This is a genomic window from Pseudomonas sp. TE50-2 (assembly GCF_040813665.1).
Taxonomy (GTDB): domain Bacteria; phylum Pseudomonadota; class Gammaproteobacteria; order Pseudomonadales; family Pseudomonadaceae; genus Aquipseudomonas; species Aquipseudomonas soli.
On the sequence record NZ_JBFNXN010000001.1, the window covers coordinates 4,265,673 to 4,287,051 of the forward strand.

Sequence of the window (21,379 nt, forward strand, 5' to 3'; positions counted from 1 at the left end):
AGCCGGGGCCCGCTGAACGTTCGTACTGATCGTTTGGCTGTCTCCACGGGTTTCTGTCGACGAAGCCTGGCCTCGGCCAGGCTTCGTGCTATCGGAAGCTCGCTGCGGCGGCCTTTTTTACCCTGGATATCTTCATGCGCAGTCCCTATTGGTTGTTCCTCGTCCTGCTCCTGCTGCTCGGCGGCCTGCAATATCGCCTTTGGGTAGGTAATGGCAGCCTCGCGCAAGTGACCGAACTCAAGCAGCAGATCGCCGACCAGCATGCGGAAAACGAGCGCCTGCTGGAGCGCAATCGTGTGCTCGATGCCGAGGTCCTGGAGTTGAAGAAAGGTATGGAGACCGTGGAAGAACGGGCTCGTCATGAACTGGGGATGGTCAAGGAGGGCGAAACCCTCTACCAGCTGCCACAGAAATGACAAACGAACTGCCGGCCTTCTGGGCCGTGATTCCCGCCGCGGGCATTGGTGCCCGCATGGCTGCCGACCGGCCCAAGCAGTACCTGCAACTGGGCGGGCAGACCATTCTCGAGCATAGCCTCGACTGTTTCCTCGACCATCCCATGCTCAAGGGCGTGGTGGTCAGCATTGCCGAACACGACCCTTACTGGCCCGGCCTGCGCTGTGCCAGCGATCCGCGTATCCAGCGTGCCCCGGGTGGTGACGAGCGCGCTGACTCGGTGCTCAATGCGCTATTGCTGCTGCACGCCCAGGGCGCGTCGGATGACGACTGGGTGCTGGTGCACGACGCCGCGCGGCCGAATCTGGCGCGTGGCGATCTGGACAAGTTGCTGTCAGCTCTGGCTGAAGATCCCGTCGGTGGATTGCTCGCCGTACCCGCTCGGGACACGCTCAAGCGTGCCGACGGCGAGGGCAGGGTGGCGGCGACGGTCGACCGCAGCACCGTCTGGCAGGCCTACACCCCGCAGATGTTCCGCCTCGGCATGCTGCACCGGGCGCTGGCCGAGTGCCTGGTGTCCGATGTTGCGGTCACCGATGAGTCGTCCGCCATCGAGTGGGCCGGTTATGCGCCGCGCCTGGTCGAAGGGCGCAGCGACAATATCAAGGTGACCCGGCCAGAGGACTTGGAGTGGCTGCGCCAGCGATGGGCTGGGCGTCGCTGAATCAAGCGCTCCCAGGCTGTTATCCGACGACCCTGTACTCCGGCAGTTGCGCCAATCCATCTTTCAGGTAATCCACCAGCCTACGTACCTTCGGCGACAGATGCCGCTGCTGCGGATACAACGCCCACACCGCTGTATTCGGCGGTTGGTGTCCCTCCAGCAGTGACACCAGCGCCCCGCTGTGCAAGTGTTCGAGCACGTAGTAGTCCGGCAACTGGCACAAGCCCATCCCCTGCAGCGCCGCATCCAGCACCGCCTGGCCGCTGTTGCAGCGCCAGTTGCCTTGCACCCGCTGGCTGATCTCGCGGCCCTCCTGCTGCAGCGCCCACAGGTCGGAGCTGCCGACCAGGCAATTGTGCCGCGCCAACTCCGACACGCTGTGCGGCCGTCCATACCGTTCCAGGTACGCCGGCGAGGCGCACAGGAACATGCGCCGCGGCGCCAGGCGCGTGGCCACCAGCCGGGAATCCTGCAGGCGGCCCAGGCGGATTGCCAGGTCCATGCCTTCGTGCAACAGGTCTAAGGTGCGGTTGCTCAGTTCCACTTCCACCCGTAGCTGCGGGTACAGGGCCATGAACCGCGTCACCAGCGGCACGATGAAACGCTCGCCATAGGCCACCGCGCAGGTCATGCGTAGCAGGCCCTTGGGTTCGCTGGCCAGGTCGCCCATGGCGCGCAGCGCTTCCTCGCGGCCATCCTGCAGGCGCTGGCAGTGCTGGAGGAATGTCTGGCCGGCTTCGCTGAGGGTCACTCGCCGCGTGCTGCGGTACAGCAGGCGGGTCTGCAAGCGTTCCTCCAGGCGGGCGATCTGCCGGCTGATGTGCGAAGACGACACTCCGAGGCGTTCGGCGGCGGCGGTGAACTGGCCCATTTCTGCCACCGCGACGAATTCGTCGATGCCTTCCCAGCGACTGCTCATGGATTATCCCTGAATGGCAATAATGTTTTGTGAATGCCTGGATTATTCACAAAAAGTCAGTGAATTACACTGACAGCCTGCAATCGACATCTTCTCTGGAGACCCTTGATGATCAAGTCCCGTGCCGCCGTCGCCTTCGAGGCCAAGAAACCCCTGGAAATCGTCGAAGTCGACGTAGCCATGCCCAAGGCCGGTGAAGTGCTGCTGCGCGTCGTCGCCTCCGGTGTCTGCCACACTGACGCCTACACCCTGTCCGGCGCCGACCCGGAAGGCATCTTCCCTTCGATCCTCGGCCATGAGGGCGGGGCGATCGTCGAGGCGATTGGCGAGGGCGTGACCTCGGTGGCGGTGGGCGACCATGTCATCCCGCTGTATACCCCGGAGTGTGGCCAGTGCAAGTTCTGCCGCTCGGGCAAGACCAACCTGTGCCAGGCCATCCGCGCCACCCAGGGCAAGGGCCTGATGCCCGACGGAACCACCCGTTTCAGCTACAAGGGCCAGCAGCTGTTCCACTACATGGGCACCTCGACCTTTTCCGAGTACACCGTGCTGCCGGAAATTTCCGTGGCCAAGATCCAGAAAGAGGCTCCGCTGGAGAAGGTCTGCCTGCTCGGCTGCGGCGTGACTACCGGTATTGGCGCGGTGCTCAATACCGCCAAGGTCAAGCCGGGTGACACCGTTGCCATCTTCGGCCTCGGCGGCATCGGTCTGTCGGCAGTGATCGGCGCGGTCAAGGCCAAGGCTTCGCGCATCATCGCCATCGACATCAACCCGGCCAAGTTCGAGATTGCCCGCCAGCTGGGCGCCACCGACTGCATCAACCCGAAAGACTACGACCGCCCGATCCAGGAAGTGATCGTCGACCTCACCGACGGTGGCGTGGACTTCTCCTTCGAGTGCATCGGCAATGTGCAACTGATGCGCGCGGCGCTGGAATGCTGCCACAAGGGCTGGGGCGAGTCGGTGATCATCGGCGTGGCCGGTGCCGGCCAGGAAATCGCCACCCGTCCGTTCCAGCTGGTCACCGGTCGCGTCTGGCGCGGTTCGGCCTTCGGCGGTGTGCGTGGCCGCAGTGAGCTGCCGAGCTACGTGGAAATGTCCGAGAAAGGCGAGATCCCGCTGGACACCTTCATTACCCACACCATGGGCCTGGAGGACATCAACAAAGCCTTCGACCTGATGCACGAAGGCAAGAGCATCCGCAGCGTGATCCACTTCTGAGGCCCTCGCCATGACGCTGGAAAACATCTCCTGCCAGAAAAGCTTCGGCGGCTGGCACAAGCGTTACCGGCACAGCTCCAAGGTGCTTGGCTGCGACATGGTGTTCGCGGTGTACCTGCCGCCCCAGGCCGAGCAGGGCGAAAAGCTGCCGGTGCTGTATTGGCTCAGTGGCCTGACCTGCACCGACGAGAACTTCATGCAGAAGGCCGGCGCCCAGCGCCTGGCCGCAGAGCTTGGGCTGATCATCGTCGCCCCGGACACCAGCCCACGTGGCGAGCAGGTGCCGGGCGATCCGGACGGTGCCTGGGACTTCGGCCTCGGCGCGGGGTTCTACCTCAATGCCACCCAGCAGCCCTGGGCCAAGCATTATCGGATGCACGACTACGTGGTGGAGGAGTTGCCGGCCTTGATCGAGGCGTCATTCCCGGCGTCCGACCAGCGCAGTATCAGTGGCCACTCGATGGGCGGGCATGGCGCGCTGGTCTGCGCCTTGCGCAACCCGGGGCGCTATCGCTCGGTGTCGGCGTTCTCACCGATCAGCAATCCAATGGATTGCCCGTGGGGCGAGAAGGCCTTCAGCCGCTACCTGGGCGAAGACCGGGCGCAGTGGCGCGAGTGGGATGCCAGTGTGCTGCTGGCCGAGGCGGACGAGTGCCCGCCGCTGCTGGTGGACCAGGGGGATCGCGATGATTTCCTTGAAAAGCAGCTCAAGCCAGAGGCGCTGGAGCAGGCGGCGCGCAAGGGTGGCCATGGGCTGACCCTGCGCCTGCAGCCAGGCTACGACCATAGCTACTACTTCATCGCCAGCTTCATCGATGAACACCTGCGCCATCATGCGGTGGCACTGGGCAGGGTCTGAGCCGCAGGGCCGTGAAGCAGCCCCATTACCGCAAAAGCAGGTAGAATCACGCCCTGACTCAATCAGGGCGTTCTTCTATGCGTATTGGCCACGGCTACGATGTCCATCGTTTCTGCGACGGTGATTTCATTACCTTGGGCGGGGTGCGTATCCCCCACAAGTTCGGCCTGCTGGCCCACTCCGACGGCGACGTGCTGCTGCACGCCCTGAGCGATGCCTTGCTGGGCGCCGCGGCGCTGGGTGACATCGGCAAGCATTTCCCCGACACCGACCCGCAGTTCAAGGGCGCCGACAGCCGGGTGCTGCTGCGTCACGTGGTCGCTGTCGTGCGTGACAAGGGCTGGAAGGTCGGCAACGTCGACGCCACCATCGTCGCCCAGGCACCGAAGATGGCCCCGCACATCGAGACCATGCGCCAGCAGATCGCCGCAGACCTGCAGGTCGAGCTCGACCAGGTCAACGTCAAGGCCACCACTGAAGAAAAGCTGGGCTTCACTGGCCGCGAGGAGGGCATCGCCGTGCATGCGGTCGCCCTGCTGCTGCCAGCATGACCGAACTGGAACTGCTGGGCCCTCGGGCCTCGGGCGATGTCTTGGGCACCGCGGTGCTCAAGGCGGTGGCTGAAGACTTCCAGGTCGATGAAGTCCTCGATATCCCGCTGTCCGGCCAGGGCGAGCACCTGTGGCTGTGGGTCGAGAAGCGTGACCTCAACACCGAGGAGGCGGCTCGCCGCCTGGCCCGCGCCGCCGGTGTGCCGGTGCGCGCCATCAGCTATGCCGGCCTCAAGGACCGCCAGGCCCTGACCCGCCAGTGGTTCAGCCTGCACCTGCCGGGCAAGGCCGACCCAGACCTGTCCCGTGCCGAGGACGACACCCTGCGCGTGCTCAAGCAGGTGCGTCACCAGCGCAAGCTGCAGCGTGGCGCGCATTCGGCCAATGGCTTCACCTTGCGCCTGACCGCGCTGCAGGCCGACCACCAGGCCCTCGATGCCCGCCTGGAGCAACTCAAACAGCAGGGCGTGCCCAACTACTTCGGCAGCCAGCGCTTCGGCCATGCCGGTGGCAACGTGCACGACGCCCAGGACTGGGCCGCTCGCCAGGCGCTGCCCGAGCAGCGCAACCTGCGTTCGCGGCTGCTGTCGGCCGGGCGCAGCTACCTGTTCAACCAGGTGCTGGCCGCCCGTGTCGCCGACGGCAGCTGGCAGCGCGCCCAGGTCGGCGACCTGCTGGCCTTCACCGACAAGCGCAGTTTCTTCGTGGCGGGCGAGGCCGAGTGCAGCGACCCGCGCCTGGCCATTCTCGACCTGCACCCGACCGGCCCGCTGTGGGGCGCCGGTGCGGCACCGAGCCAGGGCGCGACCCTGGACCTCGAGTCCACGGTCGCCGGACGTCATCCGGCGCTGTGCGATTGGCTGGCGCGAGCGGGCATGGATCACGAACGGCGCATCCTGCGGCTCCCTATTGGGCGGCTGACGTGGCATTATCCCGAGCCTGATATCCTGCAACTGGAATTCGTCCTTCCGGCCGGATGCTTCGCCACCGTGGTGGTGCGCGAACTCGTCGATCTGGTGCCGGCAGGGCAGACGGACAGCCCATGCGTATTCTGATTTCGAATGACGACGGTGTTACCGCACCCGGCCTCGCCGCGCTGCATGAAGCGTTGGTGGACTATGCCGAGTGCGTGGTGATTGCCCCGGATCAAGACAAGAGCGGTGCCGGCAGTTCGCTGACACTGGACCGGCCGCTGCATCCGCAGACCTTGGCCAACGGCTTCATCAGCCTCAACGGCACGCCCACCGACTGTGTGCACCTGGGGCTCAACGGCCTGCTGCCGGAAACCCCCGACATGGTGGTGTCCGGCATCAACCTGGGCGCCAACCTGGGGGATGACGTGCTCTATTCGGGCACGGTGGCTGCGGCGTTGGAGGGGCGCTTCCTCGGCGGCACCTCGCTGGCCTTCTCGCTGCTGTCGCGCCTGCCCGACAACCTGCCGACCGCCGCCTACATCGCCCGGCGCCTGGTCGAGGCGCAGTCGCGCCTGGAGTTGCCGCCGCGCACCGTGCTCAACGTCAACATCCCCAACCTGCCGCTGGAGCATATCCGTGGCATCCAGCTTACCCGTCTGGGGCACCGCGCCCGGGCTGCGGCCCCAACCAAGGTGGTCAACCCGCGGGGCAAGGAAGGCTACTGGATCGCCGTGGCCGGCGATGCCGAGGACGGCGGCCCGGGCACCGACTTCCATGCCGTGATGCAGGGTTACGTGTCGATCACCCCGCTGCAACTGGACCGTACCTTCAACGATGCCTTCGAGCGCCTCGACGGTTGGCTGGAGGGCGTGCTCTGATGCGCGAACAGGACGATCTGCAGCGTCGCGGCATCGGCATGACCTCCCAGCGTACCCGGGAGCGGCTGATCCAGCGCCTCTACGAAGAAGGCGTGTCGAACCCCAAGGTACTTGAAGCCATTCGCCGCACCCCGCGTCACCTGTTTGTCGATGAAGCCCTGGCCCATCGTGCCTACGAGGACACGGCGCTGCCTATCGGCCACAACCAGACGATCTCCCAGCCGTTCATGGTCGCGCACATGAGCGAGCTGTTGCTCGAGGCAGGTCCCCTGGACAAGGTGCTGGAGATCGGCACCGGTTCGGGCTACCAGACTGCGATCCTCGCCCAACTGGTCGAGCGGGTGTTCTCGGTGGAGCGGATCAAGGTACTGCAGGACCGGGCCAAGGAGCGCCTGGTCGAACTCAACCTGCGCAACGTGGTGTTCCGCTGGGGCGACGGCTGCGAAGGGTGGCCGGCGCTGGCGCCTTACAACGGCATCATCGTCACCGCGGTCGCGCCTGAAGTGCCGCAGGCACTGCTCGATCAGTTGGCGCCGGGTGGGCGCATGGTGATCCCGGTCGGGCCGGCGGGGGAGACCCAGCAACTGATGCTGATCGTGCGCGAAGAGCATGGCTTCTCGCGCCGGGTACTTGGGGCCGTGCGCTTCGTGCCGCTGCTCAATGGCCCACTGGCCTGAGCGGCGTCACGGAATATTTGCGCCGACGACGAATTCTTGCGTCTGGGCCCTGTCTATCTGGCGTGGCGCTTTTCGTACACCGAGCAGGCCAACAGCGAGTCACCCCAAGCAGGGTGGCTCGGTTATAATTGAAACAATATTGCATTTTGTATCGTCATTTTTGACAGCATGAGGGGAGCGCGGGTGGGTCACACAGGCATGCGGCAGCGCAAGGATCGGTCGGTATTGAAGCTTCTGGTGATCGCGCTGGCCATGGGGACCCTGCTGGCTGGCTGTTCCAGCACCAGCTCGAACGGCGCCCGCGTGGTCGACCGCAACAACGCCGCGCCCAAGCGCCCGACCGTCACCTCCGGGCAGTACATCGTCAAACCCGGCGACACGCTGTTCTCCATCGCCTTCCGCTACGGTTGGGACTACAAGGAGCTGGCGGCACGCAACAATATTCCCGCCCCCTACACCATCCGCCCGGGCCAGCCGATCCGTTTCAGCAGCGGCGCGGGGGGCAGCACGACGGTCGTCGGCAGCACTTCGTCGTCGAGCCGGACCACCGTGATCCGCCGGCCGGTCGCCACCACGGCACCGGCGACCAGCAATGGCAAAAGTGCCACAACTGCCCCTTCCACCACCTCGCAAACGGTTGCCCAGGTGCCCGCCGCAGAGCGCGCCGTCGGCGGTTGGACGTGGCCGGCGAACGGCGTGCTGATTGGAAAATTCGCTTCAAACGGTAGTTTGAATAAAGGCATTGATATCGCCGGTGATTTGGGACAGCCTGTTTTTGCTGCGTCTGATGGAGCGGTGGTCTACGCCGGCAGTGGCTTGAGGGGCTATGGCGAGCTCATCATCATCAAACACAGCGATACCTACGTCAGTGCCTACGGTCACAACCGCAGGCTTTTGGTTCGGGAGGGGCAGCAGGTCAAGGCAGGGCAGACGATCGCAGAAATGGGGTCCACGGGCACTGATCGGGTGAAGCTGCATTTCGAGATTCGCCGCCAGGGCAAACCCGTCGATCCTCTCCAGTTCCTGCCACGCCGTTGATCATTGTCCCGGCCTGTTCCTTGGATGTAGAGGGGACAGGCTCCAGCGCTGCCATGGAAGGGTGACGCTCGAGTCTGAGTTCGAACTCAGCAAAGGACTATAACAATGGCTCTCAGTAAAGAAGTGCCGGAGTTTGACATCGACGATGACCTGCTTCTGATGGAGACGGGCATCGTTTTGGAAACGGATGTGGTGTCAGACGAACCTGCTGTACCTTCGGTTCGGACCAAGTCGAAACAGGGCGCATCGCTCAAGCAGCACAAGTACATCGACTACAGTCGGGCACTTGATGCGACCCAACTGTATCTCAACGAAATCGGCTTCTCGCCCCTGCTTTCGCCAGAGGAAGAAGTGCATTTCGCGCGCCTGTCGCAAAAAGGCGACCCCGCAGGGCGCAAGCGCATGATCGAAAGCAACCTGCGCCTGGTGGTCAAGATCGCCCGCCGTTACGTCAATCGTGGCCTGTCGCTGCTCGACCTGATCGAGGAAGGCAACCTGGGCCTGATCCGTGCGGTGGAGAAGTTCGACCCCGAACGCGGTTTCCGCTTCTCGACCTACGCGACCTGGTGGATCCGCCAGACCATCGAACGGGCGATCATGAACCAGACCCGCACCATCCGCCTGCCCATTCACGTGGTCAAGGAGCTCAACGTCTACCTGCGCGCCGCGCGTGAACTGACGCAGAAGCTCGACCACGAGCCGTCGCCCGAAGAGATCGCCAGCCTGCTGGAGAAACCGGTGGCCGAGGTCAAGCGCATGCTTGGCCTGAACGAGCGGGTGTCCTCTGTGGATGTCTCGCTGGGGCCGGACTCCGACAAGACGCTGCTCGACACCCTCACCGACGATCGTCCCACCGACCCATGTGAACTGCTGCAGGATGACGACCTGTCGCAGAGCATTGACCAGTGGCTGGGCGAGTTGACCGACAAGCAGCGTGAGGTGGTGGTACGGCGTTTCGGCCTGCGTGGGCATGAAAGCAGTACCCTGGAGGATGTCGGGCTGGAGATCGGCCTGACCCGTGAGCGGGTGCGGCAGATTCAGGTCGAAGGCCTGAAGCGCCTGCGTGAGATCCTCGAGAAGAATGGCCTGTCCAGCGAGTCGCTGTTCCAGTAGTCAGTGACGTGCGCCAGGCAGACGCCCCGACTTTGTTCGGGGCGTTTGCGTAAGTGGCTTGGCGAACGCTTTGATCGATACCAACGAAAAACCCCGCCATCAAGGCGGGGTTCTCGTTTAGCCAGCAACGGTTTACTGGATCTGGCTGACCGAGCGTGGTGCAACCGGCTGGTTGTCGTTGGAGATGGTCACTTCCACACGACGGTTCTGCGCACGGCCGGAGTTGCTGCCGTTGTCCGCTACCGGATACTCCTTGCCATAGCCCTGGGCGACGATGCGCGCAGGGTCCACGCCGGCACGCACCAGTGCCATGCGCACTGCGGCGGCGCGACGTTCGGAGAGGGTCTGGTTGTAGTTGGCCGAACCGACGCTGTCGGTGTAGCCCTCGACGATCACCTTGCGCTCAGGGTTTTCCTGGAGGAACTGCGCCAGCTTGGTGACGTTCGGGTAGGCGCTGCTCTTGAGCTCGGCCTTGTTGAAGTCGAACAGCACATCGCCGAAGGTCACCAGGGTGCCACGGTCGGTCTGCTTGGCGTTGAGGCTGTCCTGCAGTTTCCTGATCTGCGCGTCGCGAGCGTCGAGCTTGGCCTGGGCGCGTTGCGCCGCGGCGTTTTTCAGCTCGCCTTCGGCGGTGCGCAGGGCGATGGTCTGCTTGGCCACTTCGACGCGTTGATTGGTGAGGTAGGCGAGCTGGTCGACCTTCTTCTCATCCTCGCGATCCATGTAGGCCTTGTCGGCCTTGTTCAGCCAGTCCTGGGCGTCCTTGGTCTCGAGCGCGGCCACCTTGCTCGACTGCGGATCGCTCTGCAGGGCGGAGAAGTTGGTGCGGGCCGACTCGAGGTTGGCGTTCGGGTCGTGGGAGCAGGCGGCAAGGCCGACGCTCAGGGCCAGCAGGGCGGGAATCATGACGTAGTTGCGCATAGTGTTCATCCTTTGATCTTTAAACGAAGGCTATAGAGGCAGGGCAGGCTTATTCAGCGCTGCGCAGGCCTTCCTCACGTACGTCCTGGACGCCCTGGCGGGCATCTTGCACGGCCTTCTGGGCCTTGGCCGCCTGGGCTTTGCGCTCGGCAAGGCGGGCGTCCCATTCGGCCTGCTCGGCCAGCAGCTTGGCATCGTCATACTTCTTGTCGTGCATGGCGATTTCGGCCTTCTTGAACTTGTCCTGGGCAGCCTTCATTTCCACTGCTGCGAACTCGGTGCCACCGGCGCTGACTGCCGAGTTGACCGCCGATTGGGTCACGGCGTACTGCTCGGTAGGTGGCTTGCCCGCGCAGCCGGCCAGCACCAGGCTGCTGCCCAGGGCCAGCGCGGCCAGCTTGAGCCCGCGCAGATGAGTGGAGGAAGGTTGTGCGATGCGGGTCTTCATGGTGGTCAACTCCATTGGGTCACTCCTGTTAAACGACGATGCCACGCAGTGACAATCGCTGTTCCCCTGTTGCCAGCGTCGGGCGCAAAGGCCCGTGTTTACAGGGTTTTGCCGTGATGGCTATTGGCTGTGACCGAAGCGTTTTTTGAATAGTTCAGAAAAATTTGCACGCTAAAGGTATTTTTTTCTGACTAATCAGTCAGCGGATTTCGCCTGGAACTTCCGCTGTAGATGACGGTATGCCGGGCAGTGCCCGGCACCCGAAGTGGCTCAGTGCGAGGGGTCTTTCTGTACCCGGCCAAGGGCCTGCAGGTGGCGCCGGGACAGGGCCAGAAAGCGCGGCGTAGGGCCGATGTCCTCGTACAACGGGTCGCCTTCCTCATCGGTGGCGATCACCTGCTGGCCCTTGACGTAGGGGAAGCTGGCCTCGAGTTCTTCCAGTGCCGCCGCCACCAGCTCGCCCAGGAGTTCCTCGGGGCTGCGCTTGGGGTACATGTCGATCAGCGCGGCCAGGCGCGCTTCGGCTTCCATGTCCAGGTGCAGGACATGGCCGGTGGGGCTCAGGCGGCCGGCGGCGTTCTGTTCCCAGTGCTGGGCGAGTTGGCGAATTTTCATGATGACCTCTGTCAAAGCCTGGAGTGGCATTGCTTCGGATGACCTGTGTTTACTTTAGTTGCTTTGGCGGCTTGCGGCTTGCCAGGGGCGGGCGCGAGTGGGCACTCTTGGGCGCATGCGGTTTCCTGGAGTGGAGAAGGCTGATGAGTGATATCGATCTGCGCTTGCGCGAGGATGTGCACCTTTTGGGAGAACTGCTTGGCGAGACCATCCGCCAGCAGCATGGCGAGGCGTTCCTGCAGAAGATCGAGGACATTCGCCACAGTGCCAAGGCCGACCGGCGCGGGGCGGGCGAGCAACTGAGCTCGACCCTGGGCGACCTGGCCGAGGAGGACCTGCTGCCGGTGGCGCGGGCGTTCAACCAGTTCCTCAACCTGGCCAACATCGCCGAGCAGTACCAGCTGATCCGCCGCCGTGACGCCGGCCAGCCCGAGCCGTTCGAGGCCCAGGTGCTGCCCGAGCTGCTGGCGCGCCTGAAGGCGGCTGGCCACGGCAATGATGAGCTGGCTCGGCAACTGGGCAAGTTGCACATCGAGCTGGTGCTCACCGCGCACCCCACCGAGGTGGCGCGCCGCACCTTGATCCAGAAGTACGATGCCATTGCCGCGCAGCTGGCCGCGCAGGATCACCGCGACCTGATCCCGGCCGAGCGCCAGCAGGTGCGTGAGCGCCTGCGCCGGTTGATCGCCGAGTCCTGGCACACCGAGGAAATCCGCAGGACCCGGCCGACGCCGGTGGACGAGGCGAAGTGGGGCTTCGCGGTGATCGAACACTCATTGTGGCAAGCAGTGCCCAGCCACCTGCGCAAGGTCGACGCTGCACTGTTCGAGGCGACCGGGCTGCACCTGCCGCTGGAGGCGGCGCCGGTTCGCTTTGCCTCCTGGATGGGCGGTGATCGTGACGGCAACCCCAATGTCACGGCGGCGGTAACCCGCGAAGTGCTGTTGCTGGCGCGCTGGATGGCCGCCGACCTGTTCCTGCGTGATATCGACTACCTGGCCGCCGAGCTATCCATGCAGCAGGCCAGCGCCGCGCTCAAGGAAAAGGTCGGGGACAGCGCCGAACCTTACCGGGCGCTGCTCAAGCAGTTGCGCGACCGCCTGCGTGCCACCCGCGCCTGGGCCCACGCCTCGTTGGCCGCGACGCAGCCGGCCAGCGCGGCGGTGCTGGTGGACAATCGCGACCTTATCGCGCCGCTGGAGCTGTGCTACCAGTCGCTGCATGAGTGCGGCATGGGCGTGATCGCCGACGGCCCGTTGCTCGACTGCCTGCGCCGGGCGGTGACTTTTGGTCTGTTCCTGGTGCGCCTGGACGTGCGCCAGGACGCTGCCCGTCATCGCGATGCGCTGTCGGAAATCACCGATTACCTCGGCCTCGGCCGCTACGCCGAGTGGGACGAAGAGCGACGCATCACCTTCCTCCAGACCGAACTGAAGAACCGCCGCCCGTTGCTGCCGGCGCATTTCCAGCCTCAGGCCGATACCGCCGAAGTACTCGCCACCTGCCGTGAAATCGCTGTGGCCCCGGCGGCGTCGCTGGGGTCGTACGTGATTTCCATGGCCGGCGCGGCGTCCGACGTGCTGGCGGTGCAGCTGTTGCTCAAGGAGGCCGGGCTGACCCGGCCGATGCGCGTGGTACCCCTGTTCGAGACCCTGGCCGACCTGGACAACGCAGGCCCGGTCATGGAGCGCCTGCTCGGGCTACCCGGCTATCGCGCCGGCCTGCACGGCCCGCAAGAGGTAATGATCGGCTATTCCGACTCGGCCAAGGATGCCGGCACCACAGCGGCGGCCTGGGCCCAGTACCGCGCCCAGGAAAACCTGGTACGTATCTGCCGTGAGCACCAGGTCGAGCTGCTGCTGTTCCATGGTCGCGGTGGCACGGTCGGGCGTGGCGGCGGCCCAGCCCACGCGGCGATCCTGTCGCAGCCGCCGGGGTCGGTGGGTGGCCGTTTCCGCACCACCGAACAGGGCGAGATGATCCGCTTCAAGTTCGGTCTGCCGGGCATCGCCGAACAGAACCTCAATCTCTACCTGGCCGCGGTGCTGGAGGCGACCCTGTTGCCGCCACCGCCGCCAGAGCCGGCCTGGCGCGCACTGATGGACCAGCTGGCCGCCGACGGGGTCAAGGCCTACCGCGCCGTGGTGCGCGAAAATCCTGACTTCGTCGAGTACTTCCGCCAGTCCACCCCCGAGCAGGAGCTTGGCCGCCTGCCGCTGGGCAGTCGCCCGGCCAAGCGCCGCGCCGGCGGCATCGAAAGCCTGAGGGCGATCCCTTGGATCTTCGGCTGGACCCAGACACGGCTGATGCTGCCGGCCTGGCTCGGCTGGGAGACCGCGCTAAGCAATGCCCTGGCACGCGGGCAGGGCGCGCTGCTGGCGCAGATGCGCGAACAATGGCCGTTCTTCCGTACCCGCATCGACATGCTGGAGATGGTCCTGGCCAAGGCCGATGCGCAAATCGCCGAGGCCTACGACGAACGTCTGGTGCAACCCGAACTGCTGCCGTTGGGCGCGCACCTGCGCGACCTATTGTCGCAGTCGTGCCAGGTGGTACTGGGGCTGACCGGGCAGTCGGTGCTACTGGCGCACAGCCCGGAAACCCTGGAATTCATCCGCCTGCGCAACACCTACCTGGACCCGCTGCACCGCCTGCAGGCCGAGTTGCTGGCACGCTCGCGCAGTCGCGAAGCCGCTCTGGACAGCCCGTTGGAACAGGCCTTGCTGGTGACGGTGGCCGGGATCGCGGCCGGGTTGCGCAACACCGGTTGAGTTCACCCCACGGCGGTCGCGGCGCGAGGCGGCGCTGGTCGGGGCTGCGCCCTCCACGGCCGGTTGCGCCCGGCGCAACCTGTCCCCCGGCAAGCCGCAAGTGGCGCATTCCTGCCACTTTGGGACGCTTGTCGGGGGGGCGGGCGCTGTGTATCTTGAGCAGCCTTTTGACCGATTTTGCGGTCTCGACCGATTTTTCCGGAGTTGGCCTTGTGCGCCGAATCCGTTGATTTGCATAAAAAATATGAGGAGCACAAGATGCGCGTAATTCTGCTGGGAGCTCCCGGGGCCGGTAAAGGTACTCAGGCAAAGTTCATCACCGAGAAGTTCGGTATTCCCCAGATCTCCACCGGTGACATGCTGCGTGCCGCCGTCAAGGCCGGTACCCCACTGGGCCTGGAGCTGAAAAAGGTCATGGATGCCGGCCAGCTGGTCTCCGACGAGCTGATCATCAGCCTGGTCAAGGAGCGCATCGCGCAGGCTGACTGCGCCAACGGCTGCCTGTTCGACGGCTTCCCGCGCACCATCCCGCAGGCTGAAGCCATGGTCGCCGCTGGCGTCGATATCGACGCCGTGGTCGAAATCGCCGTGGACGACGAAGAAATCGTCGGCCGCATGGCTGGCCGCCGCGTGCACCTGGCATCCGGCCGCACCTACCACATCCAGTACAACCCACCGAAGGTGGAAGGCAAGGACGACGTCACCGGCGAAGACCTGATCCAGCGCGATGACGACAAGGAAGAAACCGTGCGTCACCGCCTGTCGGTCTACCACAGCCAGACCAAGCCGCTGGTGGACTTCTACCAGAAGCTGTCGGCCGCCAACGCCGGCAAGCCGAAGTACAGCCACATCGAAGGCGTCGGTTCGGTCGAATCGATCACCGCCAAGGTGCTGGCAGCCCTGAGCTGATCCATCACCGTGCGTCACGACGGCCCGCTTGCGGGCCGTTGTCGTTTATACTGCCGCTCTTTTCCCTGTTGCCTGGATACCTTGCTCGATGACCACCTTGCTGGCCCTGGATACCGCTACCGAAGCCTGTTCCGTCGCCCTGCTGCATGACGGCAAGGTGACCAGCCATTACGAGGTGATCCCGCGCATGCACGCGCAGAAGCTGCTGCCGATGATCAAGCAGTTGCTGGCCGAATCGGGCGTGGCGCTGAGCGCGCTGGATGCCATCGCCTTCGGCCGTGGCCCGGGTGCCTTCACCGGCGTGCGTATCGCCATCGGCGTGGTCCAGGGCCTGGCCTTCGCCCTGGAGCGCCCGGTGCTGCCGACGTCCAACCTGGCTGCCCTGGCCCAGGGCGCCTTGCGTGAGCGTGGCGTGCAGCAGGTGGCTGCGGCCATCGACGCGCGCATGGACGAGGTGTACTGGGGTTGCTACCGCGCCGAACAGGGCGAGATGCGCCTGATCGGCCAGGAAGCGGTACTGCCGCCAGAGCGCGTGGCCCTGCCGCAAGGCACGGGCGAGGAATGGTTCGGTGCCGGTACCGGCTGGGGCTACGCCGAGCGCCTGGCCGTGCAGGTTTCTGCCAGCGATGCGGCCGCGTTGCCCAGCGCCCTGGATATCCTCACCCTGGCCGGCTTCGCCTGGGCACGGGGCGAGGCGGTGGTCGCCGAACAGGCGCAACCGGTCTACCTGCGCGATAATGTGGCTACGCCCAAGGCGCGTTGAAGGCATTTCGTCGGCTATTGCCGTTCACGATAAAACCTTTTGCGCGAACTGTGGTCCAGTTATCAGTTCGGGCATTAGCGAAGGATTACTGATGCTGCTAAATTGCCATCATTGATCCTGAGTGCCTTTGTCATGCGTATCGACGGCTTCTCCTCACAGAGCTACCCCATCAAGCGTGCGCCACGCAAGGCGCCGGCGCGTGACGAAGCCATCGACGAAGCCGATGCCGAGATCATCGAGGACATCGACGCGCAGATCAGCCGCGCCAGCCGTCGCGGCGAGAACCTGCCGGCCCGCCAGCAGGACCTGATCTTCCCCCGCGCCCGCAACCGCCGCACCTCCACCGCCCTGGCCAGCTACCTGACCACCGCCGGCTTCACCGACTGGGAGATGGAAGTGCTGGGGCTGGACCTGTACATTTGATGGATGACGCCATCACCCCTCCCTTATTTCATCGGTTGCCCGTCCTGGGCTGAAAACGCCTGGCGCGAGTACCTCTATCCCGCCGACGCCCGTAGCGGCGAGTTCCTCGGGCTCTACAGCCAGGTATTCAACGCCGTTGAAGGCAATACCACCTTCTATGCCCGTCCCGCGCCGGCGACCGTCGAGCGTTGGGCGCAGATCATGCCATCGGGGTTTCGCTTTACCGCCAAGTTCCCGGGCGATGTAAGCCACGCCGGCGACCTGCGCGAACAACTCGATGCGGCCGTCGACTTCACCCGGCTGATGGCACCCCTGGGCGAGCGCGTGGCGCCGTACTGGCTGCAGTTGCCGGCAATGTTCGGCCCGTCGCGGCTGGGCGAGCTGGCGCATTTCCTTGATGAGATCGGCGTGCCCCTGGCTGTGGAGGTGCGCAACGACGCCTTCTTCGCCCGGGGCGAGGAGGAGCGTCAGCTCAATCGCCTGCTGCATGAACGTGGAGTCGAGCGTATCTGCCTGGATCCGCGTGCGTTGTTCAGTTGCACCTCGCGCGAGCCCGCGGTGCTCCATGCCCAGGCCAAGAAGCCCAAGGTGCCGCCGCGGCCAGCGGCCTTCAGCCAGTCTCCGCAGGTGCGTTTCATCGGCCACCCGCAGCTCGAGGCCAACGAGACCTTCCTCACTCCTTGGATCGACAAGGTCGCTGCATGGATCGAAGAGGGCCGCAGCCCCTACGTGTTCCTGCATACTTCCGACAATCGCCTGGCGGCGGCGCTGGCCCAGCGTTTTCACCAGCGGCTGATGGCTCGCCTGCCGGGCCTTGCAGCGCTGCCTGAATTGCCCCGCGCCCCTGAGGTCGAACAACTGGGGTTACTTTGATCTGACTGCCGGGAGGTTGAACCATGGATGTGCAAACCCTGCGAGCCGAAGCCTTCAAGGCACTGCACGAGCGTGATGGCGCGTTCGTCATCCCCAACCCGTGGGATGCCGGCTCCGCCCGGCTGTTGGCCAGCCTGGGATATGAAGCGCTGGCCACGACCAGTGCGGGGCTGGCGTTCAGCCTGGGGCGGCCGGATGCCGAGGGCGCGTTGACGCTCGAGGAAACCCTGGGCAACGCCCAGGCGATCGTCGATGCCACGCCATTGCCGGTGGCGGCGGACCTGGAAAACGGCTTCGGCGATTTGCCCGAAGACTGCGCACAGACCATTCTGCGCGCCGCCGAGGCGGGGTTGGTGGGCGGTTCGATCGAAGACGCCAGTGGTCGCGCCGAAGCGCCGATCTACGACTTCGACCTGTCCGTGGCGCGTGTACGCGCCGCCGTGCAGGCTGCCCGCGGCCTGCCGTTCCCCTTCACCCTTTGCGCGCGCGCCGAGAACCTGCTGCACGGGCGTCTCGACCTGGATGACACCATTCGCAGGCTGCAAGCCTATGCCGAGGCCGGCGCCGATGTGCTGTATGCCCCGGGGCTGCGCAGCGTCGATGAGATCCGTGCGGTGGTGCAGGCCGTGGCGCCAAGGCCGGTGAACGTGCTGATGGGCATGGCGGGCGTGCCCTTGAGCGTAAACCAGTTGCAAGACCTGGGCGTCAAGCGCATCAGTGTCGGCTCATCGCTGGCGCGTGCCGCCCTGGGCGCTTTGCAGCGGGCCGCGCTGGAGATCCATGAACAGGGCACTTTCAGTTATGGCGAGCAGGCGTTGCCATTCGCTCAGCTCAATGACCTCTTCCGTCGCTGAGGCCGCATGGGCAAAACGTTGACCGTACTGGCCAGCCTGCTGCTGGCCGTGCTTGTTGCCTGGTGGCTCGGTTGGCGCCCGGCGGATGCCTGGAACCCATGGGCGGTGCTGGATGTGCGGCAGCCGCCGAACCTGCTGACACCCTACAAGCTGTCGCGCCTGCGCGCCGACCCCGAGCTGTGCCGCCAGGCCTTGCAGACTTCGTCATTGCGCTATCGGCAGCAAAGCGACAGCCCGGCGGCGGCCAACTGCCCGTTGCGCAACGTCTGGCGCGTCGAAGGCGGGCAGGCGCGGCTCAGCAGCAGCTTCCTCGCCAGTTGCCCGCTGGCCGTGGCCTATGCGCTGTTCGAAGTGCATGGGTTGCAACCGGCGGCGCTGCGGGTGTTCGGCCAGCCAGTGACCCAGGTCGATCACCTGGGCAGCTTTGCCTGCCGCAACGTCTACCATCGCAAGCAAGGGCGGCTCAGCCAGCATGCCAGCGCCAATGCCCTGGATATCAGTGGTTTTCGCCTGCAGGACGGCCAGCGCATCGTGTTGGCGCGGGACTGGCAGGGAGATGGGCGCAAGGCGGACTTCCTGCGTCAGGTGCAGGAGGCGGCGTGCGCAAGTTTCAGCACGGTGCTGGGGCCGGACTACAACGCCGCCCATCATAATCACTTCCATGCGGACATGGGCTTCTGGCAGATCTGCCGCTGAGATTCAGGCTTGCAGGCGCACGTTGTTCAACACTACCGGGCGCGCCCAGTGGATATCGAACTCCAGGTCGTTCTGCTGCTTGGTCAGCGTGCTGTCGTCGAAGGGCTCGGGCGCAGGGTCGAGCAGGCCGGTCTCGAACTCGGCGATGGGCAGGAACAGCGGGCGTGGCGTTGGGCCAGGGCCGGGCTCGGCGATGGGGTGGCCTTGGCTCATGACCACTGGACGCACCCAGCTGTTGTCGATGTCGAGCTGGCGTTGCTGCTCGATCAACTCGACGGTGTCGAAGGGCTCGGGGGCAGGGGGCAGCAGTTTGGCCTCGAGTTCCGCCTTGGGCAGGAACAGCGGCTCGGGTGGTGCCACCTCGGTGTCGTGAACCGGCAGGGCGCGCTGGGCATCGATCAGGGCCAGGGCACGGGCGCCGCCGATCGGTTCGCCGCTCTCCTGGTCGCACTGCATCAGCGCCTGGCTGAAACCGTCGACTTCGCCTTCCTGTTGCTCTGCCATGGCGCGGGCAAAGAAATCCTGCCACAGGTGGCTGACGCCACCCAGTGCCTGGGTATTCTGTCGACCGTAGTTGCCGACGGGCGACAAGTAGGTCAAGCCAATGGGAAGAGTGTCTGACATGGCAGTCGCGGGCGTTGTGCTCTGGCAGAATAGCGGGATATTGCCTGTATCGGCTCTGGCCGGGGTTACATTAATTTTTTTCGAGTGCGCGAATCGATGTTAGAGCAACAACAGGCGGCGGGTATCAGGGTCGAGGCGTTGGCCGCGCAATTCCAGGCGCAGGCCGAGGCATGGGCGCAGCGACTGGGCTTGCCGCTGGTTGACGAGGCGGCGGAGTTTGCCGTGCAGCTGGGCGCCGAGGGCTTGCAGATCCAGCAACTGGGGCCGCAGGCGCCCGGGCCTGTGCGGGTGGATTTCGTCGAGGGGCAGGCGGCGCATCGACGGCTTTACGGTGGTGGCAACGGGCAGATGATCGCCAAGGCGGTCGGCATCGCCCAAGGCGTGCGGCCGCGGGTGCTCGATGCCACGGCGGGGCTGGGCAAGGACGCGTTCGTGCTGGCCAGCCTGGGCTGCGAGATGACCCTGATCGAGCGCCAGCCATTGATTGCCGCGCTGCTGGAGGACGGTTTGGCGCGGGCGCGGGGGGATGCCGAAATCGGCCCGATCGTCGCGCGCATGCAACTGCTTACGGGCAATGCCATCGAGCGCATGCGTGCGTGGGAGGGGGAGGCGCCGCAGGTGATCTACCTCGATCCGATGTTCCCGCATCGCGACAAGAGCGCGTTGGTGAAGAAGGAGATGCGGGTGTTCAGGCCGCTGGTCGGCGATGACCTCGATGCGCCTGCGCTGCTCGAGGCCGCCCTGGCGCTGGCCACCCACCGGGTGGTGGTCAAGCGGCCGCGCAAGGCGCCGATCATCGAGGGGGGCAAGCCTTCTCATAGCCTCCAGGGCAAATCCAGCCGGTACGATATCTATCCCAAGAAGGCGCTGAAGGGGTGAATGTCGCCCGTTGATTCAATCTGTGGGCAGTGGCGGCCCCCGCGCCCGGCGATACCGCCCGGCGGGTCTGCCGCCGTGGCGCAGACTCGGTTATACTCGCGGGCTTTTCACCGAATTCGCACGAGAGCTGCCCGCCCATGGAAATCCAACCGATCCTGAACACCATCAAGGACCTCACCGAGCGTTCCCAGTCTATTCGGGGGTATCTTTGACTACGATCACAAACATGATCGTCTGGTCGAAGTAAACCGCGAGCTGGAAGACGCCGCCGTCTGGAACAAGCCCGAGTACGCCCAGGCCCTGGGCCGCGAGCGCGCCATGCTGGCGCAGGTGGTCGAGACGCTCGACAAACTGTCCAACGGCCTGGGTGACTGCAAGGACTTGCTCGACATGGCGGTCGAGGAAAACGACGAAGGCGCCGTCAGCGATGTCGTGACCGAGCTGCAAGGGCTGGAGGAATCCCTCGCCCTGCTCGAGTTCCGTCGCATGTTCAGCGGCGAGATGGACCCGAACAACGCCTACCTGGACATCCAGGCCGGCTCCGGCGGAACCGAGGCCCAGGACTGGGCCAACATCTTGCTGCGCATGTACCTGCGCTGGGCCGACAAGCGCGGCTTCGACGCGACCATCATCGAACTGTCCGAAGGTGAAGTCGCCGGCATCAAGGGTGCCACCGTGCACATCAAGGGCGAGTACGCCTTCGGCTGGCTGCGCACCGAGATCGGCGTGCACCGCCTGGTGCGCAAGAGCCCGTTCGACTCCGGCGCCCGCCGCCACACCTCGTTCTCGGCGGTATTCGTCTCGCCCGAGATCGACGACAAGGTCGAGATCGAGATCAACCCGTCCGACCTGCGCATCGACACCTACCGCTCCTCCGGTGCCGGTGGCCAGCACGTCAACACCACCGACTCGGCGGTGCGGATCACCCACGTGCCGACCAACACCGTGGTGGCCTGCCAGAACGAACGTTCCCAGCACGCCAACAAGGACACCGCCATGAAAATGCTGCGGGCCAAGTTGTACGAGCTGGAAATGCAGAAGCGCAACGCCGCCTCGCAAGCCCTGGAAGACAGCAAGTCGGACATCGGCTGGGGTCACCAGATCCGCTCCTATGTACTCGATGACTCGCGCATCAAGGACCTGCGTACCGGTGTCGAGCGCAGCGACTGCCAGAAGGTGCTCGACGGTGACCTCGACGAGTACCTGGAAGCGAGCCTCAAGCAGGGGCTGTAAACCGCACACCACCGCCGCAATACCGGGCCTTTGCCCGGTTTTGCGTGCCCTGCCCGACAGGGGCAACGAATACCTGATGG

Annotated in this window: 24 protein-coding genes; 19 read left to right on the forward strand and 5 right to left on the reverse strand. The window is 65.0% G+C overall.

Annotation, left to right across the window (positions count from 1 at the left end; all coding sequences use genetic code 11):
• Positions 1-134 precede the first annotated feature (134 nt).
• Both ftsB and ispD read left to right on the forward strand, forming a co-directional pair.
• Complete coding sequence (ftsB, locus tag AAHK21_RS19500) at positions 135-416, forward strand: cell division protein FtsB (protein ID WP_011535259.1); 282 nt, start codon at positions 135-137, stop codon at positions 414-416.
• Positions 413-1,120, forward strand: a complete 708-nt coding sequence (gene ispD / locus AAHK21_RS19505; RefSeq protein ID WP_046854406.1) for a 2-C-methyl-D-erythritol 4-phosphate cytidylyltransferase — start codon at positions 413-415, stop codon at positions 1,118-1,120. Before ftsB ends, ispD begins: the two co-directional genes overlap by 4 nt.
• Positions 1,121-1,139: 19 nt before the next feature.
• On the opposite strand, the gene AAHK21_RS19510 is transcribed toward ispD, so the two are convergent.
• Positions 1,140-2,039 carry a LysR substrate-binding domain-containing protein gene (locus AAHK21_RS19510; protein WP_367858086.1) on the reverse strand — a complete coding sequence of 300 codons (900 nt, stop codon included), beginning with the start codon at positions 2,037-2,039 and terminating at the stop codon, positions 1,140-1,142.
• Positions 2,040-2,147: 108 nt separating this feature from the next.
• On the opposite strand from AAHK21_RS19510, the gene AAHK21_RS19515 reads away from it, so the two are divergent.
• The 8 genes from AAHK21_RS19515 (at position 2,148) to rpoS (ending at position 9,290) form a co-directional block, all read left to right on the forward strand.
• Positions 2,148-3,260 carry an S-(hydroxymethyl)glutathione dehydrogenase/class III alcohol dehydrogenase gene (locus AAHK21_RS19515; RefSeq protein ID WP_031315222.1) on the forward strand — a complete coding sequence of 371 codons (1,113 nt, stop codon included), beginning with the start codon at positions 2,148-2,150 and terminating at the stop codon, positions 3,258-3,260.
• 10 nt (positions 3,261-3,270) lie between these two features.
• Positions 3,271-4,119: an S-formylglutathione hydrolase gene (gene fghA, locus AAHK21_RS19520; protein ID WP_367858087.1), complete on the forward strand. Its 849-nt coding sequence runs from the start codon at positions 3,271-3,273 to the stop codon at positions 4,117-4,119.
• A 77-nt stretch (positions 4,120-4,196) separates the two neighbouring features.
• Positions 4,197-4,670 carry a 2-C-methyl-D-erythritol 2,4-cyclodiphosphate synthase gene (gene ispF / locus AAHK21_RS19525; protein ID WP_028690655.1) on the forward strand — a complete coding sequence of 158 codons (474 nt, stop codon included), beginning with the start codon at positions 4,197-4,199 and terminating at the stop codon, positions 4,668-4,670.
• On the forward strand, positions 4,667-5,725 hold the full coding sequence (gene truD, locus AAHK21_RS19530; RefSeq protein ID WP_046854409.1) for a tRNA pseudouridine(13) synthase TruD: 1,059 nt from the start codon (positions 4,667-4,669) through the stop codon (positions 5,723-5,725). The genes ispF and truD overlap by 4 nt, the downstream gene beginning before the upstream one ends.
• Positions 5,713-6,462: a 5'/3'-nucleotidase SurE gene (surE, locus tag AAHK21_RS19535; protein ID WP_367858088.1), complete on the forward strand. Its 750-nt coding sequence runs from the start codon at positions 5,713-5,715 to the stop codon at positions 6,460-6,462. The genes truD and surE overlap by 13 nt, the downstream gene beginning before the upstream one ends.
• A 38-nt stretch (positions 6,463-6,500) precedes the next feature.
• A complete protein-coding gene (locus tag AAHK21_RS19540) occupies positions 6,501-7,139 on the forward strand; it encodes a protein-L-isoaspartate(D-aspartate) O-methyltransferase (RefSeq protein WP_367859009.1) in 639 nt (212 codons plus the stop codon).
• Between the two features lie 183 nt (positions 7,140-7,322).
• Complete coding sequence (locus AAHK21_RS19545) at positions 7,323-8,177, forward strand: peptidoglycan DD-metalloendopeptidase family protein (protein ID WP_038706680.1); 855 nt, start codon at positions 7,323-7,325, stop codon at positions 8,175-8,177.
• Between the two features lie 105 nt (positions 8,178-8,282).
• Entirely contained in the window at positions 8,283-9,290 is a 1,008-nt protein-coding gene (gene rpoS / locus AAHK21_RS19550) for an RNA polymerase sigma factor RpoS (RefSeq protein WP_011535249.1), read from the forward strand.
• Positions 9,291-9,422: 132 nt separating this feature from the next.
• Here rpoS and AAHK21_RS19555 read toward each other — a convergent pair whose 3' ends face one another.
• The 3 genes from AAHK21_RS19555 to AAHK21_RS19565 form a co-directional block, all read right to left on the reverse strand.
• Positions 9,423-10,211 (reverse strand): OmpA family protein, encoded by a 789-nt coding sequence (locus AAHK21_RS19555; RefSeq protein ID WP_046854412.1) that lies wholly within the window; start codon positions 10,209-10,211, stop codon positions 9,423-9,425.
• Positions 10,212-10,260: 49 nt separating this feature from the next.
• Positions 10,261-10,674 carry a DUF4398 domain-containing protein gene (locus AAHK21_RS19560; RefSeq protein ID WP_046854413.1) on the reverse strand — a complete coding sequence of 138 codons (414 nt, stop codon included), beginning with the start codon at positions 10,672-10,674 and terminating at the stop codon, positions 10,261-10,263.
• Between the two features lie 255 nt (positions 10,675-10,929).
• Positions 10,930-11,274 (reverse strand): hypothetical protein, encoded by a 345-nt coding sequence (locus AAHK21_RS19565; protein ID WP_046854414.1) that lies wholly within the window; start codon positions 11,272-11,274, stop codon positions 10,930-10,932.
• Positions 11,275-11,417: 143 nt separating this feature from the next.
• Between AAHK21_RS19565 and ppc the strand changes: the two genes are divergently transcribed.
• The 7 genes from ppc to AAHK21_RS19600 all read left to right on the forward strand — a co-directional run bounded on the left by ppc (position 11,418) and on the right by AAHK21_RS19600 (position 18,563).
• The gene (gene ppc, locus AAHK21_RS19570; protein ID WP_367858089.1) at positions 11,418-14,045 is read left to right on the forward strand and encodes a phosphoenolpyruvate carboxylase; all 2,628 of its coding nucleotides are present in this window, start codon (positions 11,418-11,420) and stop codon (positions 14,043-14,045) included.
• A gap of 258 nt (positions 14,046-14,303) precedes the next feature.
• Positions 14,304-14,954 carry an adenylate kinase gene (gene adk / locus AAHK21_RS19575; RefSeq protein WP_023632584.1) on the forward strand — a complete coding sequence of 217 codons (651 nt, stop codon included), beginning with the start codon at positions 14,304-14,306 and terminating at the stop codon, positions 14,952-14,954.
• Between the two features lie 88 nt (positions 14,955-15,042).
• A complete protein-coding gene (tsaB, locus tag AAHK21_RS19580) occupies positions 15,043-15,717 on the forward strand; it encodes a tRNA (adenosine(37)-N6)-threonylcarbamoyltransferase complex dimerization subunit type 1 TsaB (protein ID WP_367858090.1) in 675 nt (224 codons plus the stop codon).
• A gap of 132 nt (positions 15,718-15,849) precedes the next feature.
• Positions 15,850-16,140, forward strand: coding sequence for a hypothetical protein (locus AAHK21_RS19585; protein WP_038707592.1), 291 nt, complete (start codon positions 15,850-15,852; stop codon positions 16,138-16,140).
• Positions 16,141-16,143: 3 nt separating this feature from the next.
• A complete protein-coding gene (locus AAHK21_RS19590; RefSeq protein ID WP_367858091.1) occupies positions 16,144-17,013 on the forward strand; it encodes a DUF72 domain-containing protein in 870 nt (289 codons plus the stop codon).
• Positions 17,014-17,036: 23 nt separating this feature from the next.
• On the forward strand, positions 17,037-17,867 hold the full coding sequence (locus tag AAHK21_RS19595) for an oxaloacetate decarboxylase (RefSeq protein WP_367858092.1): 831 nt from the start codon (positions 17,037-17,039) through the stop codon (positions 17,865-17,867).
• A gap of 6 nt (positions 17,868-17,873) precedes the next feature.
• Entirely contained in the window at positions 17,874-18,563 is a 690-nt protein-coding gene (locus AAHK21_RS19600; protein ID WP_367858093.1) for an extensin family protein, read from the forward strand.
• Positions 18,564-18,566: 3 nt separating this feature from the next.
• Here the strand turns inward: AAHK21_RS19600 and AAHK21_RS19605 are convergent, their stop codons facing one another.
• Positions 18,567-19,187, reverse strand: coding sequence for an energy transducer TonB (locus AAHK21_RS19605; protein ID WP_367858094.1), 621 nt, complete (start codon positions 19,185-19,187; stop codon positions 18,567-18,569).
• Between the two features lie 96 nt (positions 19,188-19,283).
• Between AAHK21_RS19605 and AAHK21_RS19610 the strand changes: the two genes are divergently transcribed.
• Positions 19,284-20,066, forward strand: coding sequence for a class I SAM-dependent methyltransferase (locus AAHK21_RS19610; RefSeq protein WP_367858095.1), 783 nt, complete (start codon positions 19,284-19,286; stop codon positions 20,064-20,066).
• 137 nt (positions 20,067-20,203) lie between these two features.
• Positions 20,204-21,299, forward strand: a protein-coding gene (prfB, locus tag AAHK21_RS19615) for a peptide chain release factor 2 (protein ID WP_156177510.1) whose coding sequence is annotated in 2 segments (ribosomal slippage) — positions 20,204-20,275 and positions 20,277-21,299 — 1,095 coding nt in all. Because the reading frame shifts where the segments join, the coding sequence is not laid out codon by codon here.
• Positions 21,300-21,379: the final 80 nt, after the last annotated feature.